15 protein-coding genes are annotated in these 16,136 nt (G+C 56.6%); 7 read left to right on the forward strand and 8 right to left on the reverse strand.

Features of this window, described 5'->3' with window-relative positions:
* Window positions 1-88 precede the first annotated feature (88 nt).
* A complete protein-coding gene (locus KIH26_RS15225) occupies window positions 89-1,942 on the forward strand; it encodes a PhoX family protein (protein WP_213446549.1) in 1,854 nt (617 codons plus the stop codon).
* A gap of 70 nt (window positions 1,943-2,012) precedes the next feature.
* Here KIH26_RS15225 and KIH26_RS15230 read toward each other — a convergent pair whose 3' ends face one another.
* The 7 genes from KIH26_RS15230 to KIH26_RS15260 form a co-directional block, all read right to left on the reverse strand.
* The gene (locus KIH26_RS15230) at window positions 2,013-3,053 is read right to left on the reverse strand and encodes an adenosine deaminase (protein ID WP_213446550.1); all 1,041 of its coding nucleotides are present in this window, start codon (window positions 3,051-3,053) and stop codon (window positions 2,013-2,015) included.
* Between the two features lie 2 nt (window positions 3,054-3,055).
* The gene (locus tag KIH26_RS15235; protein ID WP_213446551.1) at window positions 3,056-4,048 is read right to left on the reverse strand and encodes an aromatic ring-hydroxylating dioxygenase subunit alpha; all 993 of its coding nucleotides are present in this window, start codon (window positions 4,046-4,048) and stop codon (window positions 3,056-3,058) included.
* 133 nt (window positions 4,049-4,181) lie between these two features.
* Window positions 4,182-5,345 carry a BMP family ABC transporter substrate-binding protein gene (locus KIH26_RS15240; RefSeq protein ID WP_213446552.1) on the reverse strand — a complete coding sequence of 388 codons (1,164 nt, stop codon included), beginning with the start codon at window positions 5,343-5,345 and terminating at the stop codon, window positions 4,182-4,184.
* Between the two features lie 86 nt (window positions 5,346-5,431).
* On the reverse strand, window positions 5,432-6,352 hold the full coding sequence (locus tag KIH26_RS15245) for an ABC transporter permease (RefSeq protein ID WP_213446553.1): 921 nt from the start codon (window positions 6,350-6,352) through the stop codon (window positions 5,432-5,434).
* Window positions 6,353-6,372: 20 nt separating this feature from the next.
* A complete protein-coding gene (locus tag KIH26_RS15250; protein ID WP_213446554.1) occupies window positions 6,373-7,458 on the reverse strand; it encodes an ABC transporter permease in 1,086 nt (361 codons plus the stop codon).
* Window positions 7,445-8,971, reverse strand: a complete 1,527-nt coding sequence (locus KIH26_RS15255; protein WP_213446555.1) for an ABC transporter ATP-binding protein — start codon at window positions 8,969-8,971, stop codon at window positions 7,445-7,447. Before KIH26_RS15255 ends, KIH26_RS15250 begins: the two co-directional genes overlap by 14 nt.
* Window positions 8,968-9,915 carry a LysR family transcriptional regulator gene (locus KIH26_RS15260; protein ID WP_213446556.1) on the reverse strand — a complete coding sequence of 316 codons (948 nt, stop codon included), beginning with the start codon at window positions 9,913-9,915 and terminating at the stop codon, window positions 8,968-8,970. Before KIH26_RS15260 ends, KIH26_RS15255 begins: the two co-directional genes overlap by 4 nt.
* Window positions 9,916-9,985: 70 nt before the next feature.
* On the opposite strand from KIH26_RS15260, the gene xdhA reads away from it, so the two are divergent.
* The gene (gene xdhA / locus KIH26_RS15265; protein WP_213446557.1) at window positions 9,986-11,446 is read left to right on the forward strand and encodes a xanthine dehydrogenase small subunit; all 1,461 of its coding nucleotides are present in this window, start codon (window positions 9,986-9,988) and stop codon (window positions 11,444-11,446) included.
* Entirely contained in the window at window positions 11,443-13,833 is a 2,391-nt protein-coding gene (gene xdhB / locus KIH26_RS15270) for a xanthine dehydrogenase molybdopterin binding subunit (protein WP_213446558.1), read from the forward strand. Before xdhA ends, xdhB begins: the two co-directional genes overlap by 4 nt.
* Window positions 13,834-14,014: 181 nt before the next feature.
* On the opposite strand, the gene KIH26_RS15275 is transcribed toward xdhB, so the two are convergent.
* Complete coding sequence (locus tag KIH26_RS15275) at window positions 14,015-14,167, reverse strand: hypothetical protein (RefSeq protein WP_213446559.1); 153 nt, start codon at window positions 14,165-14,167, stop codon at window positions 14,015-14,017.
* Here KIH26_RS15275 and KIH26_RS15280 point away from each other — a divergent pair.
* The 4 genes from KIH26_RS15280 to KIH26_RS15295 are packed head-to-tail and all read left to right on the forward strand — an operon-like array spanning window position 14,166 to window position 16,089.
* Window positions 14,166-14,402 carry an oxidoreductase-like domain-containing protein gene (locus KIH26_RS15280; RefSeq protein WP_213446560.1) on the forward strand — a complete coding sequence of 79 codons (237 nt, stop codon included), beginning with the start codon at window positions 14,166-14,168 and terminating at the stop codon, window positions 14,400-14,402. The two genes, KIH26_RS15275 and KIH26_RS15280, sit on opposite strands and share 2 nt — an antisense overlap.
* Window positions 14,399-14,800 carry a lactoylglutathione lyase gene (gene gloA, locus KIH26_RS15285; RefSeq protein WP_213446561.1) on the forward strand — a complete coding sequence of 134 codons (402 nt, stop codon included), beginning with the start codon at window positions 14,399-14,401 and terminating at the stop codon, window positions 14,798-14,800. Before KIH26_RS15280 ends, gloA begins: the two co-directional genes overlap by 4 nt.
* Before the next feature lie 4 nt (window positions 14,801-14,804).
* A complete protein-coding gene (locus KIH26_RS15290; protein ID WP_213446562.1) occupies window positions 14,805-15,344 on the forward strand; it encodes a PaaI family thioesterase in 540 nt (179 codons plus the stop codon).
* Between the two features lie 16 nt (window positions 15,345-15,360).
* Window positions 15,361-16,089: an FFLEELY motif protein gene (locus KIH26_RS15295; protein WP_503005260.1), complete on the forward strand. Its 729-nt coding sequence runs from the start codon at window positions 15,361-15,363 to the stop codon at window positions 16,087-16,089.
* Window positions 16,090-16,136: the final 47 nt, after the last annotated feature.

The raw sequence follows: 16,136 nt of genomic DNA on the forward strand, positions 1-16,136 counted from the left end.
GAAGTCACACATTGTGACTATCTTCCGAGTTGGTTAAGCGCATGCACCTCATGCACACCATCAGCCACCCAACTCTTAGGAAGCCAATATGTCATACCTGACCGATCGCGCGCGCGAAGCGCATGCAGCGATTCACACCACCACGCAAGTTCACGATGTCCCCGGCCAAACGCTGGACGATGTCATTCGTCAAATGCCGCTCGCGCGCCGCACTATGTTGCGCGGCGGATTCGGCGCAGGCTTGGGCGCTTTGTTTGGCGCAGCGGGTCTTTCCGCTTGCGGTGGCGGCGGAAGTGATCCTGCTCCAACCGCGCAACTCGCACAAGCCGCAGAGAGCTTTGCCGTCTCCTTCCAAAAAGTCCTTGCTTCCACGAATGACAACGTGACTGTGCCTGCTGGCTACACCATGGATGTGCTCTTCGCTGCAGGCGATCCCGTCGAGCCCAATTCAGTTGCGTATGCAGGCACGCCGCTCACCTCCGCAGACACAGAAAAATTCGCTGGCGGCAACCATGATGGCATGTTCTTCTTCACCTTGCCGAACGTGGACGGTAACAAGCGCGGCTTGCTCGCCATCAACCACGAGTTCCCTGATTTCGGTATCTTAGGTCTCACCAACTACAACGGTGCTACGGCCACTGCAGAGCAGAAGAAGATTGCGCTGTCGGCAGTGGGCGTGGCTGTGATTGAAGTGCAAGAAGTCGCTGGCAAATGGACGGTGGTCAAAAACTCCCCCTACAACAAGCGCTACACCGGCAACAGCAGCTACCGCGTGAGTGGCCCCGCAGCCAGCGTCGTCGGCAGCACGGTGATTGGCACACTGAATAACTGCGCCAGCGGCGAAACCCCATGGGGCACTTATCTCACCTGCGAAGAAACCACCGACAACTACCTTGATCCGACACAGCCCACCAATGGCTACGGCTGGGTGGTCGAAATCGACCCACAAAACCAACTCGCCGGCATGCCCGTGAAGCGCACAGCGCTTGGCCGCTTCGATCACGAAAACACCGCCTACATGCTGGACAGCGCTAACAACTTGGCGATCTACATGGGCGACGACAGCACGCCTGGCTGTATCTACAAATTCGTACCGAGTGCCAAGTTCACCCCCAACAACCGTGCAGCCAATACCAATCTGCTCGATGCTGGTACGCTCTATGTGGCGAAATTCAATGCCAATGGCACGGGCGAATGGCGCGCCTTGGTGCAAGGCCAAAACGGCTTGGTTGCTGGCGCGCAAGATCCTGGCGTGACCACGCAAAGCACAACGCCTCCTGCCCCAGTGACCGTGAACTTCAATACGCAAGCTGATGTGTTGATTGAAACCAAAGCCGCCGCTCGCGTCGCTGGCGGCACGCTGATGGATCGCCCTGAGTGGATCACTGTTGGCCCAGATAAGAAAATCTACATCACCCTCACCAACAACGGCGGCCGCGCTGTGACGGATGCTGCCAACCCACGCACGGCCAATAGCCAAGGCCACATCATCCGCTGGACGGAGACTGGCAACTCGCCCACGGCCACCACGTTCAACTGGGAAATCTTCCTGCTCGCTGGCGACCCACGCCGCGGCCCCAGCAGCGAAAAAGGCAACATCAACGGCGACACCTTCTCCAGCCCCGATGGCATTGGCGTTGATCCCAAAGGTCGTCTGTGGGTGCAGACCGATGCCAGCACATCCTCAGCCACCACGGCCACCTACGGCAACAATGCGATGTATTACTTGGATCAAACCACCAAAGAATCCAAGCGCTTCTTGGTGGGCCCCAATGGCTGCGAGATCACCGGCTTGGCCTACACGCCCGATCTCAAAACCTTCTTCATCAACATTCAGCACCCCACTGGTGCTTGGCCATCTAATGTGCAAGGCAACACACTGCCACCGCGCTCATCCACCATCGTCGTGCGCCGCACAGATGGTAAGCCAGTGGGTGCGTAAAACTCTTAGGCTTTGAATAACAAACGCCCCGCAGATGCGGGGCGTTTTAGTTTCAACTCAGTGCGGAAGTTCAATGAAAACTCTCAACGACTGAGCTCACTCGATCCGCATATTTCCGCTTCATTGCCGCATCACAAAAACTCGCTTCAAAACTGTTCTTAGCCAGTTGCACGGCATGCGAAGCATCTAAGCCAAGAGCGGTGAAAGTGGCCTGCCAGTTGTCGTTCATGTAGCCACCGAAGTAAGCTGGATCGTCGCTGTTGATCATGGCGCACAGGCCTGCGTCTAGGGGTTTGCGTAGGCTGTGGTCTTTGAGATCGGGGAAGACTTTGAGCTTTTGGTTAGAGAGAGGGCAGACAGTTAAGGGAATGCGATCTTTGGCCAAACGTTGCATCAGGGCGGCATCGCGGGTGGATTGCACGCCATGGTCGATGCGCTCGACTTTGAGCACATCGAGCGCGCTCCAGATGTATTCGGGCGGGCCTTCTTCACCTGCGTGGGCGACGAGGCGGAAGCCTAGTTCTTTGCACTTGGCAAATACTTTGGCGAATTTTTCGGGCGGGTGACCAACTTCGCTGCTGTCTAGGCCGACTCCGATGAAGTGATCTCGAAATGGCAATGCAGCTTCTAAAGTTTCAAAGGCTTCTTGTTCGCTCAAGTGGCGCAGGAAGCAGAGGATGAGTTCGGCATCTACGCCGAGGCCCGCCTTAGCTTCTTTGCAAGCGCGAGATAAGCCTTTAACAACAGTTTCCATGCTCACACCGCGCGCGGTATGCGTTTGCGGATCGAAGAAGATTTCTGCGCGGATTACGTTGTCTAGCGCGGCTTTTTCCAGATAAGCCCAAGCCATGTCGTAGAAGTCTTGTTCCTTCAACAGCACCGAAGCGCCTGCGTAGTAAATATCCAAGAAGCTTTGCAGATTGGTAAATGCATAGGCTTTACGCAAATCCTCCACGCTCGCATACGGGATGGTCACGCCATTGCGCTGAGCGAGTTTGAAAATCATCTCGGGCTCGAGCGAGCCTTCGATGTGAATATGCAGCTCGGCTTTGGGAATGCGGCGCAGTAGTTCGGGTAAGCGCTCGGGGGGGACGGGTTTGATGAGGCTCATGGTTAGCAAACTCCAAAGGTGATGCCAGACTCTTGCAGATAGCGGCGATAAGCCGAAGATGCTTTATCTGCCACCGTGTGCAACTCCGCACGCAAATCCAGCGGCAAGCGCTTGGGTGATTGTGATTCGAGCACAGGTTGATCCTGACCGAAGATGGTGTTTTGGAAACTTTGCAAAGCCGAATCAGGCGAATCAAAATCTGTCATGGCCATGCGAATCCACACACGCGAGAGCTCGGGCGTGATGGGGCAAACAAAGAGCGCAATGGATTCGCGGAAGTTGTCTTTATCAGTGATATGTGCACCCAGCGTGGAGGGATCGGGCGCTTTAGTCAGGATGCAGGTGTAGGGCGCGTTGACTTCGTAGGTGTAATCGACCATCGAGCCTGTGGTGGAATGCAGATTGCTCTTGGGCTGCCAAGCTTGGCAGTTGGTAGCTAGCAATCCCGTGGCAGTTTTTTGCACCTCGTAATTTTCCATCGCAACGTGCTCGCGGTCTCCTAGCCAGCCTTCATGTACAAAGCCAAAATGGCTCATGTCGAGAAAATTTTCGACGAGGCGCGGCGCGGAGGTTTGCACGAGATAGGGGCCGCAATTGACTTTGCGCAAACGCGTATCGCTCTCTGCTGCAAATGCGGGAATCGCGCTTTCACTTTTTTCCAACCGCACCCAGAGCAAGCCATACGCCCCATGCAATTCATAAACGGTAGCGCAATGGCTGGCAGGCGGCGTGAATGTAGGCAACGCGGGTACGAGTGTGCATTGGCCTGAAGCTGCAAACTGCCAGCCGTGATAGCCGCATTCCAAGCGATCATTCACCACACGGCCTAGAGAAAATTTCGCACCGCGATGCGGGCAGCGATCAGCCCAAGCATGCGCTGCGCCTTGCGCATCTTTCCAGAGCACCAATTCATGCCCAAGCAATATGATCGCCACAGGCGTGTTTGCCAAATCAGCGCTTGCCAATACGGGATGCCAGAGCGTTCTCTCTATCATTACGATGCCCTCATTACTACAAATTGAATAGCACTTTGCGCAGTACCTATGCCGGCGAAGGGCTATTTTTACTCGAAATTTGGCATAAAAAAGAGCCGCGCGAGGCGGCTCTCTTCATGCATGCGAGACCGCTTTACTTGCCAGCAGGGATCTTGCCTTCTACGCCCTTGACGTAGAAATCAATCTTGCCTTTCCAGTCATCATCGCTCTTGGCATCTTTGGCCAAGCGCTCTTTGCCAGCGTTGTCCACGATCGGGCCAGTGAACGGATCAAACGTGCCGGCTTTCATGGCGGCCTTGATCTCATCGACTTTGGCGCGCGTCTCAGCAGGCACTTGCTCAGAGACTTTGACCAAATCATTCTGGCCTTCAGGCACACCCCAGCGCGTGACGATGCCGCCCTTCCAGGTCTTGTCCATCACTTCTTGAATGGACTTGGTGTAGTAGTTGCTCCAATCCACAATAGCCGAGGCCAAATGTGCTTTGGGGGCGAAGCTGCTCATATCGGAATCCCAGCCGAAGGCGTATTTGCCAGCCTTCTCTGCGGTTTGCAGCACAGCGGTGGAATCGGTGTTTTGCAAGAGCACGTCTGCGCCGCCGTTGATGAGCGACTGAGCGGCTTCGCTCTCTTTTGGAGGATCAAACCAAGTGTTCACCCAAACGACTTTGGTCTTGACTTTCGGGTTCACGCTTTGTGCGCCCAAAGTGTAGGCATTGATATTGCGCAGCACTTCAGGAATGGGGAAGGAGCCCACGAAGCCGAGCGTGTTGCTCTTGGTCATCTTGCCGGCGATCATGCCTGCGAGGTAGGCGTCTTGGTAGAAGCGAGCATCGTACACGCGCATGTTGTCGGCGGTTTTGTAGCCGGTGGCGTGCTCGAATTTCACATCAGGGAAATCCTTGGCCACTTTGAGCATGGGCTCCATGTAACCGAAAGAGGTCGCGAAAATGATTTTGTTGCCTTGCTGAGCCAGATCGCGAATCACGCGCTCTGCATCAGCGCCTTCAGGCACTTTTTCCACAAAAGTGGTTTTTACTTTGTCGCCAAATTTGGCTTCCACAGCTTTGCGGCCGAGGTCGTGAGCAAACGTCCAACCGGCATCACCCACGGGGCCCACATACACCCAAGCGGCTTTGAGCGGCTCAGCTGCGGGTGCGGGCGCTGCAGCAGGGGCGGCAGCCGCAGGCGCTGGAGGAGGCGGGGTTTCTTTTTTGCCGCAGCCAACCAAAGCCGCGGTGGCCATGGCGGCGCTGATAGCAGCGAGTTTGAGCGCGGAGCGCTTCGTAAAGTCAGTCATCTCAGTTCCTTCTTGGGTAAATATGACAAAACAGGGCAAGCAAAAATCAAACCAACATTATGGGAGAAATCGGGCCATGCAGCCAGTCAACCATTGGGATTAAAGGGTTTTCCTAATGAAGCAGGCATATTCATACGAATCCATACCGGGTTGCGCGACATGATCACGAGCACCACAATCGTGGCCAAATAAGGCAGCATGCTCATGAATTGCGAGGGGATTTGCACCCCCTGGCCCTGCAAATGCAGCTGCAGCATCGTCACGCCGCCAAAGAGATACGCACCCAGCAAAGCGCGCGCTGGCCGCCAAGTGGCAAACACGGTGAGCGCCAAAGCAATCCAGCCGCGCCCGGCCACCATGCCCTCGACCCATAACGGTGCATAAACGACCGACAAATACGCCCCGGCCACACCACATAGCGCTCCGCCCGCCATCACGCCGCCTAAGCGCACCCAGCGCACGCGATAGCCTAAGGCATGTGCCGATTCAGGCGATTCGCCGATGCTGCGCAGCACCAGGCCAGCGCGAGTGCGAAACAGCCACCAAGCCAGCAGCGCTGTGAGGGCCATCGTTAAATACACCATGGCATGCTGGCGAAACAGCGCCGTGCCGATGAAGGGAATATCAGAGAGGAACGGCACTTCATGCGTGATACGGTTTTCCAGCTTTTTGCCCACATAGGCCACGCCCACGAAAGCCGAGAGCCCCGCGCCGAAAAGACTCAAAGCCAAACCGGTTGCATATTGATTCGTGCCCAGCCAGATCACCAGCCAGCCAAAGACTGCAGCCGCAGCAGCGCCCGCAAGCGCCCCTGCCACGAAAGCCAGCGTGTCGCTGCCGGTATGAAAGCCCACGGCAAAGCCAGCCACAGCTGCCATCAGCATCAAGCCCTCTGCGCCAAGATTGAGCACCCCTACGCGCTCATTGATCAGCAGCCCCAGCGCAGCCAAGGCCAGCGGCGTGCCTGCATTGAGCGTGGCGGCTAAGAGGAGAGCGATTTCATTCATTTTTTAAGTGTTTAAAGGCTCTAGCAGGCGTAATGACTGCGCGAAGTGCTACGAATTCGATAGTGAATCAGCGTATCGCAAGCAAGCAATGCGACCAGCAGCACGCCTTGAAAAACATTCGACAAAGCCGAAGGCAGGCCAATACGCGATTGCGCCAGCTCCCCGCCGATCAAAAACATGGAAAGCAGCGCCGCGCCGAAAATACAGCCTACTGGATGCAAGCGCCCGATGAAGGCCACGATGATCGCCGTGAACCCGTAGCCCACCGACACATGCGGCGTGAGCTGCGCCAGGGGCCCAAGCGCCTCCATGCTGCCGGCAATGCCAGCGAGTGCGCCGGAGGTGAGAAGCACTGTCCACAAAGCACTGCGGCTGGAAAAGCCAGCGTATCTTGCTGCGGCAGGCGCTAGGCCACCTACCTGCAGTTTGTAGCCTTTGAAGGTGCGGAATAAAAACACCGTCATCGCCGCAGCAGCCAGCAGTGCAATCACAAACCCCCAATGCAGCCGCAGACCTTTGAAGATGCGCGGCAGCAGCGTGCCGTCGTCAAACGTGACAGTTTGTGGAAAGTTAAACCCCTGCGGATCTTTCCACGGGCCGAACACCAAATAACTGAGCAGCAGATTCGCCACATACACCAGCATCAGGCTCACGAGGATTTCATTCGCGTTGAACTTATCTCGCAGCAGCGCCACAATACCTGCCCAGAGCGCGCCACCGATCGCACCCGCGAGCATGCCCAGCCACATGAAGACCCATGGCGAGAAGCTTTGCTTGGCTTCAGTTGCCCACATCGCCAAACCGCCTGCGAAGATCGCGCCCATCAGCAGCTGGCCTTCTGCGCCGATATTCCACACATTGCTTCTGTAGCAAAGTGCGAGCCCCAAAGCGCAGAGCACCAGCGGAATGGATTTGAGCGCAATCTCGCTCGCGCCGCGCCAATTCGCCCAAGGCTCGATCAAGAAGACGGAGAGGCCGCGCACGGGATCTTTTCCGAGCGCCACAAACAGCACGCCAGCCACCAAGATCGTGATGAGCAATGCCAAAGCAGGTGAAGCATAGACCCATGCTTTGGAGGGCTCAGGGCGTGGCTCAAGCCGCAGCATGTTGACCCTCCGCCGAGGTTTCCCACAGCCCGCTCATCCATTGCCCGATCAGCTCCACACTCGCAACTGAGCGCGCGATGCTCGGCGAGAGTTTTCCTTTAGCAATCACTTGCAAACGATCCGACAATTCCATCAACTCATCCAATTCTTCGCTGACCACGAGCACAGCGCATCCCGCATCGCGCAGCGCCAATATTTCGGCATGAATTTGCGCCGCTGCGCCCACATCCACGCCCCAAGTGGGCTGCGAAACGATGAGCAGCTTGGGCTGCGCTGAAATCTCGCGCCCCATGATGAATTTTTGCAAATTACCGCCAGAGAGGCTGCGCGCTGCAGCATTCGCACCGCCCGCTTTCACGCCGAAACGGCTGATGATGGCCTGCGCTTGGGCTTTCAATTGGGAAGGTGTGATCCAGCCAGATGCGGAGACTGCCTCTTGCCGCGTGAGCAACAAATTCTGCGCCAAGCTCATCACCGGCACAGCGCCGCGCCCCAGCCGCTCCTCAGGCACGAAATGCATGCCAAGCTCACGGCGCTCACCGGCCGGCAAACTGCCTACAGCTTGACCAGCAATGGTTATTGAGCCATGCGATGCGCGCGCATCTTCACCGCTGATCGCCGCCATCAATTCTTTTTGCCCATTACCTGAGACGCCCGCAATACCCAACACCTCGCCAGCATGCACGGTGAGCGAGATACCATCCAGATCGACGGCAAACGCATCCGATTTAGCAAGCGACAAAGCCTTCACTTGCAATACAGCTGCCCCGGCTGTTGATTCACGGTGCGCCAGCTGCGCAGGCTCAGAGCCGATCATCATGCGGGAGAGGCTGGCATTGGTCTCTTGCGCGGGCGTGCAAGTCGCCACCACCTTGCCACCACGCATCACGGTGCAGGTATCACACAGCGCGCGAATCTCATGCAGCTTGTGGGAGATATAGAGGATGCTGCAGCCTTGGGTTTTGAGCAAACGCAAAGTCTCAAACAGTTTTTCTACAGCTTGTGGCGTGAGCACGGAAGTAGGCTCATCCAAAATCAAAAGCTTCGGATTTGTGAGCAAAGCGCGGATGATTTCTACGCGCTGGCGCTCGCCCACGCTCAAAGTGTGCACGGGGCGCAGCGGATCAATCGGCAAGCCATATTCACTGGCCTTCGCAGTAATCGCTTGAGTCACTTGCGCGAGCGACTGCGAGCGATCCAAGCCCAGCAACACGTTCTCGGCCACTGTGAGCGTTTCAAACAAACTGAAATGCTGAAACACCATCGCGATGCCTAAAGCGCGTGCTTCTTGCGGATTGCGAATAGTCACCTCGCGCCCATCAAACATCATCTGCCCGCGATCAGCCGCCACCGCGCCATAAATGATCTTCATCAGCGTGGATTTGCCCGCGCCGTTTTCGCCAAGCACCGCATGGATCTCACCGGGCTGAACGCTCAGGCTCACCGAATCATTGGCCACCACGGCCGGGTAAGCTTTGGTGATGCCTTCAAGCTGAAGCCGAGCTTGGGTCATGCACTCACCTTCAAACTAGCCGCCACGGCCTTCACCTGCTCACGCAGCCAGCGCGCCTGCGCGGAAGCATGCGAGCGTTCGTGCCAAAGCTGGTAATACATAAGTGGAGGAAATTGAATCGGGCAAGGCAGGATTTTTACCGGAAGGCTGCCCAGAGAGCCACTCACGTAGCGCTCGCAGTATTGGCGGCCGGTGGTAAGCACAAGCAAACTCGATGCCACCATGCTGGGGATCAATCCGAAATGCGGGCAGCGAGCCGTGATGTTTCTCGCCAAACCTAGGCCAGAGAGATGATCGTCAATCACGCCCTTGGCGCCGGGGTGCGTGGGCGTGGGCGCGATGTGCTCGGCGGCCAGCCAAGCCTCCTGCGTCCATTTGCGGCGCAGCGCGGGATGCATGTCGCTCACAAGACAAACCACTTCATCGGAAAACAATTTGCCCATGTGCAAATCATCCGGCGGCTGCGGCCAATTGCCGATCACGATATCGCACTCGCCTTGCGCCAAACGCTGGCGATAGTCTTGTGCGCCCGTGAGCGGCTGAATATCAATTTTAGAAAGCGGTGCTTGGGCTTTGATGCGGCTCACAAGCTGGGGCAAGAACAGCGGATCGAGATAGTCACTCGCGGCAATCCGAAAGCTGGCCTCCGCCGTCTTCGCGTCAAAGCCGCGCGCATCACTGAACATCACCTCCGCAGCACGGATGATGTGCGCTGAGGGCTCAATCATGCGCAGGCCAGCATCGGTGGGTACCATGCCTGCGCCCGAGCGCACCAACAAAGGGTCGCCAGAGAGCTCGCGCAAGCGCTTCAAAGCCGCGCTCACCGCAGGCTGATACATGCCCAAGCGGGTGGCGGCGCGCGAGACGGAGCGTTCAGTGAGCACGGTATGCAAGACCTTGATGAGATGAAGGTCGATCTTGTCTAACAAGGCGCTGTTTTGCATACTGTCAGAGTGCTTGTGGCTATACGCAGAAAGGTATGTGATGGAAACAGTTTCAAGCTACCCTCTAGAAATGCAAGTTAAACCTCTTAGATTCCTGCACCGGGGGCAACTCCGTGAGATACAGAATGTACCACCCACGCGCACGCTCTTACAGCTGATTCGGGAAGACCTGCATCTGTGCGGCACGAAAGAGGGCTGCAACGAGGGCGATTGCGGCGCCTGCGTTGTCGCGTTGCGTGAGCCGGGCGCTTCTGAATTCAAAGCGGTAAACAGTTGCATTCGCTTTGCGCATTCCATCGAAGGGCTGGAGCTGACAACGGTGGAAGACTTGTCTTGCGCGCGTCAATTGCATCCCGCTCAAGAAGCTCTTATGCAATGCCACGGCTCGCAATGCGGTTTTTGCACACCGGGCTTTGTGATGAGCATGTTTGCACTGCATGAGAACTCTCTTGTGAGTCAGCAGCCCGTAGATCGCAGCGCGGCGCAGGTGGCTTTGTCTGGAAACCTCTGCCGCTGCACAGGCTATCGGCCCATTCTTGATGCAGCCGTGAAGATGCAAACACTATCAAAAGGTGAGCACTCTGCGCAGGATACATACCGGCTAGATGCCAAAAACGCTTATAAAAACGCATCGCAAACAGCCTCTGGCAGCTATTTGCTGCCCACAACGCTTGCACAGCTGCTGGCGTTGCGCAGCGCCCACCCAGAGGCGCAGATCGTGGCGGGCTGCACCGATGTGGGCTTGTGGGTCAATAAAGGCCATCAACAATTTGCACAAATACTCGACGTGACCCGCGTGGCCGAGCTGCGCCGCGTGGAGCGCTATCCGCATCACATCGCGATAGGTGCTGCCGTCTCGCTGCATGTTGCCTATGCCGCACTCGTGCAAGACCGCCCGCAGCTCAAAACCTTTGCCGAACGCTTCGCAGGATTGCCTGTGCGCAACAGCGGCACACTCGGCGGCAATGTGGCCAACGGCTCGCCGATTGGCGATTCCATGCCTTTGCTGATTGCTTTGAAGGCGAATGTGGTTCTCATGAGCGTGCGTGGCCATCGTGAAATGCCGCTTGAAACGCTCTACACCGGCTATCGCAAAAACGTGATGAGACCAGACGAAGTGCTCGCTTGGATCAAAGTGCCGCTCCCCACGGCATCCGAATTCAGCCGTGTTTACAAAATCTCTAAGCGTTATGACGATGACATCTCTGCGGTGTGTTTAGCCATATCGGTACAACGCAATGGCGATGGACTTCGCGCCATGAGCATCGGTGTAGGCGGTGTGGCCGCCACACCTGTGCGCGCTATCAAAACAGAAGCACTCTGCGCAGATTCTATGCCGGCGAACGGCTTATTTGATGCTATAAAAACCAGCCTGCAAGCTGAGTTTCAACCCATCTCCGACATGCGAGCTTCCGGCGCCTACCGACGCGAACTGCTCGGCGCTTTGGTGGATCGTTTCGCCAGTGATTGGCGCGGCGAGAAACTCGTGAGTCTTGAATCTTGGGATGCTCTTCAAGAGGTTCTGGTATGAGCGCGGGACTCCATGTTGCCCACGAGTCAGCCAAAGCTCAAGTGCAAGGCGCCGTCCGTTATGTAGACGATATCCCCGAACTGCAAGGCACACTGCATGCCGCGCCCGTGATGTCTCGCGTTGCGCATGGCCGCGTGCGAGGGCTGGATTTCAGCGCGGCTTTGGCATTGCCTGGCGTGCGCGGCATCGTCACCGCGCAAGATATTCCAGGCGATCCGATCCTCGGCGCGTTCGCACATGACGAACCCATTTTCGCCAGCGAACTGGTGCAGCACGTGGGCAACGTGATGGCGCTCATCGTAGCCGCTGACGTGATGACGGCTCGTCGAGCCGCCCGCTTAGTCAAAGCGGATATTGAAGAGTTGCCCGCCATCCTCAGCACGCAAGAAGCCCTAGAGAAAAACCATTTCGTCCTCCCGCCCGTACATGTGCGTCGAGGAGATGCAGATACAGCGTTACAAGCCGCGCCGCATCGCCTAAACGGAAGTTTCTCAGTCGGCGGCCAAGAGCATTTCTACCTCGAAGGCCAAGTGGCCTACGCGCAGCCACAAGAGATGGGGCAATGGCTCATCCACAGCAGCACTCAGCACCCCGGCGAAGTGCAGCATTGGGTGGCACATGCTTTGAAGCTCAACCTGAATGATGTGCGCGTAGAAACACGCCGCATGGGCGGCGGCTTCGGCGGCAAAGAAACCCAAGCCGGCCATCTCGCTGTTTGGTCTGCACTGGCCGCTCTTAAATTCGGAGCACCTGTCAAACTGCGTTTAGACCGTGATGATGATTTCATGATCACCGGCAAACGCCACCCCTTTGATTACGACTACGAAGTCGGCTTTGACGAGACAGGTTTACTCAGCGGCCTCAAAGTCAGCATGCGCGTCAACTGCGGCTTCAGCGCCGATCTCTCCGGCCCCGTCGCAGACCGCGCCATCTTCCACCTAGACAACGCCTACTTCCTACAAGACGTATCAATTAGCTCCTACCGCTGCAAAACCCACACGCAGTCTCACACAGCCTTCCGAGGCTTCGGTGGCCCCCAAGGCATGATGGTCATAGAAACCATCATGGGCGACATAGCAAGGCATTTGAAGCGCGATCCACTGGCAGTACGAATGCGCAATCTCTACGATGGAGCTTCAGAATTAATTGGGGTCAGATCTGAATTAATTTCTCCCACATCTTCGAACACCACAAAACTCAACGAAATTAATTCGGCTCTGACCCCAATTAATTCTCCGAACCGCGCCAACAAAGCAAAGAGAAACACCACCCACTACGGCATGCCCGTAGAAGACAACATCCTCCACGCCTTACTATCAAAACTAGAGCATTCCGCGCAATACATACGCCGGCGAGATGCCATAAACACTTGGAATTCAGCGCAAACCCACTTCAAACGCGGCATCAGTATCACCCCCGTCAAATTCGGCATCAGCTTCACCGCCACCCTCTTCAACCAAGCCGGCGCACTCGTGCATGTGTATACCGATGGAAGCGTGCAGATCAACCACGGCGGCACAGAAATGGGCCAAGGCTTGCACACCAAGATCGCGCAAATCGTGGCGCATGAGCTCGGCATTCCCTACGAGCTCATTCGCGCTACAGCCAGCGACACCAGCAAAATTCCCAACGCTAGCGCTACAGCCGCGAGCGCTGGTACAGATCTCAATGGCCGCGCCGCGCAATTCGCAGCGAGAAGCGTGCGCGACAAACTCGCAGCCTTTGTGAGTGGCTTAGATGGTTGCGGCGCTGGCGCAGTCAGCTTCAAAGATGGCCAAGTCATCTCGCCTAGCCAATCGCGCCCATGGCAAGAAGTCGTAGGCTTGGCATACGCCAACCGCATCCAACTCTGGAGCGACGGCTTCTACGCCACGCCCAAAATCCATTACGACAAAAAGACCCTCTCAGGCCGCCCCTTCTACTATTTCGCCTATGGCGCCGCCTGCACCGAAGTCATCATCGACACGCGCGCCGGCGAGAGCCGCATCCTCAAAGTAGACATCCTGCACGACGTAGGCCGCAGCATCAACCCCACGATTGATATCGGCCAAATCGAAGGCGCATTCGTCCAAGGCATGGGCTGGCTCACCACCGAGCAGCTCGTGTGGAACGACAAAGGCCACCTCTCCACCCACGCACCCAGCACCTACAAAATCCCCGCCACAGGCTGCATTCCCGAGCATTTCAAAGTCGATCTCTGGCCAGAAGCAAACCGCGAAGACAACATCTTCGGCAGCAAAGCCGTAGGCGAGCCGCCTTTCATGTTGGCGATCAGTGTGTGGGAGGCTTATCGGGATGCTATTTCCTCAGCGGGTGGGGATACTTCTCGCTTGAATGCACCTTGTACTGCTGAGAATGTTTTGCGGTGTTTGAGCTCTTTTGAATAGCGCTCTTGGGCATTAGCCTGCCGACTGCGCTTGGGCTATCCCCCTCCACGAATGTCCTCCGCCGGCTGCGCCGCCTCCCCCTTTATTTCGTTGCGGGAGATAACCCAATCACAATCAGCTCAAACGGGCCAATGCGCGAAGATTTTTCCGAGTGCCAAAAGGCCACGCTTGGGCGCTGTGATTAGGGTACCTCACGCAGCAAAATAAAGGAGGAGGCACGCGCGCAGCGCCAGCCGGGGGACATTTGCGGAGTGGGATGCCCTAAGCGCAGCGCCCAAGGCGCAGCCGCTCGATCCAAAGCGAAATCTCCCGTGCGCTGGCAAAATATCAACATGCAAGAAAGCGCATTCACCCAACAACTAGAAGCATCATTAAGCCAAGTCAGAATTCAAATCGCTCAAACCCGTAAAGCCCTCAAAGAAGCCCAAATAGACCACAGACCCGCCCCACCCCAACCCACCACCTGCTGCGGCCGAGGCTGTAATGGCTGCGTGTGGGAGGGCTGGTATGCTGCTGTGAACTACTGGCAAGAACAAGCCGATCAACTCATCGCCAACCACAAACCATGAGACTCCTCCACACTATGCTGCGCGTGGGAAACCTGCAGCGCTCCATTGATTTTTATACCCAAGTCATGGGCATGCAACTGTTGCGCACCACCGAGCGACCTGAGCAGAAATACTCACTCGCTTTCGTCGGCTACGGCACCAATCCTGATCACGCTGAGATTGAGCTCACCTACAACTATGGTGTTGAGAGCTACGAGCTCGGCTCAGCCTATGGCCACATCGCCATTGGTGTGAAAGATGTAGCCGCCACCTGCGCCGCAGTTCGTGACAAAGCAGCCAGCCTCGGTGGCGCGATCACGCGCGAGCCCGGCCCCGTGAAAGGCGGCAACACCGTGATCGCTTTCATCACCGATCCCGATGGCTACAAAATAGAATTGATCGAGCGCCCTGCGATTTAAGAACATGACAACACCTGAAGACACATTACGCCAGTGGCGTGAAGAAGAAGCTGCGATGCGCCTGCAAATGAGTAAAGGCGTGGGTGCTGGCGTGGCCAAGCCAGAGCAAGTCATTGGCTTGAGTGGCCTTGAAGTCCTGCAAGCCTCTTTACGCGGCGAATTTCCGTATCCCAGTATTTCCGTCACCATGGATTTCGCCCTCATCTCCGTGAGCGCAGGCGAGGCGATTTTTCAAGGCACACCAGATAGCAGACACCTGAACCCGATGGGCACTGTACACGGCGGCTGGTATGCCACTCTGCTCGATTCAGCCGTAGGCTGCGCCGTTCACACCATGATGCCCCCCGGGCGCGGCTACACCACGGCTGAACTCTCAGTGAATCTCGTGCGCGGTGCTGTTGCAGGCAAAGAGCCGCTGCGTGTGATCGGCAAAGTCCTGCATTGCGGCAAACAACTCGCCACCGCTGAAGGTCGCATCGTGGATGCCACAGGCAAGCTCTATGCGCATGCCACCACGACCTGCCTCGTGTTTGAGATGAAGTAAGCTGCGCTTGCCACGTATGCTCACCCTGCCCACCATTCGCAACCTCGAAGCCTATGGCACTATCGCTCAAGCCTTAAGCGTCGTGGAGCATTTGCGCAAGCAACGACATACTCATCCTGAACTAGCCAAGCGCACCGAATCTTTGCGGCAATGGCAAGCCCAGCGCTTTCGCAATACCTATACGGATGTGTTGAAAGACCCCCACATGGGGCCTGCAGCCCTTTTCTTCTTGACTGAGCTCTACAGCGAACAGGATTTTTCCAAACGTGATGCACAGTTTGCCCGCATCGCAGGCGCGATTGAGCGCTTGTTTCCTCAAGCTGTGGTGCAAACAGCCACTTTGCTTGCCAAGCTCCATGCCCTGTCTGAAACTTTGGATGCCTGCATGGCCATCCAATGGCTTGATCAGGCCAAAGAAAACGATGATCTCAATCTGAATATCTATCAAAGCTTGTGGCAAAGCCTGATGAATGTGCCCGGCTATGCTCAGGCTCGTCAACAACAGCTTCATGCCACGCAAGACCTCGGCCTTCAACTCCAGCGCCACACCAAAGTGCCAGGCCTGCGCTTCATGCTCACCATGATGCGCGCGCCGGCCACTGCAGCAGGTTTGCAAGATTTGCAGCGTTTCCTAGAGCGTGGCTTCGATACCTTTGGGCAATTGGGTAAAGCCGGTAAGGTACCGAAGTTTTTAGCGATCGTATCGGAGCGTGAAGCCGCTTGGCTCGCCAAGATGGCCGCTTAGATAAACAGTGCTATTTTGAGTCCCGCAATTGACTCGTTCATCGGGAC

The organism is Variovorax sp. PCZ-1 (assembly GCF_018413605.1).
GTDB lineage: Bacteria > Pseudomonadota > Gammaproteobacteria > Burkholderiales > Burkholderiaceae_C > JANMDU01.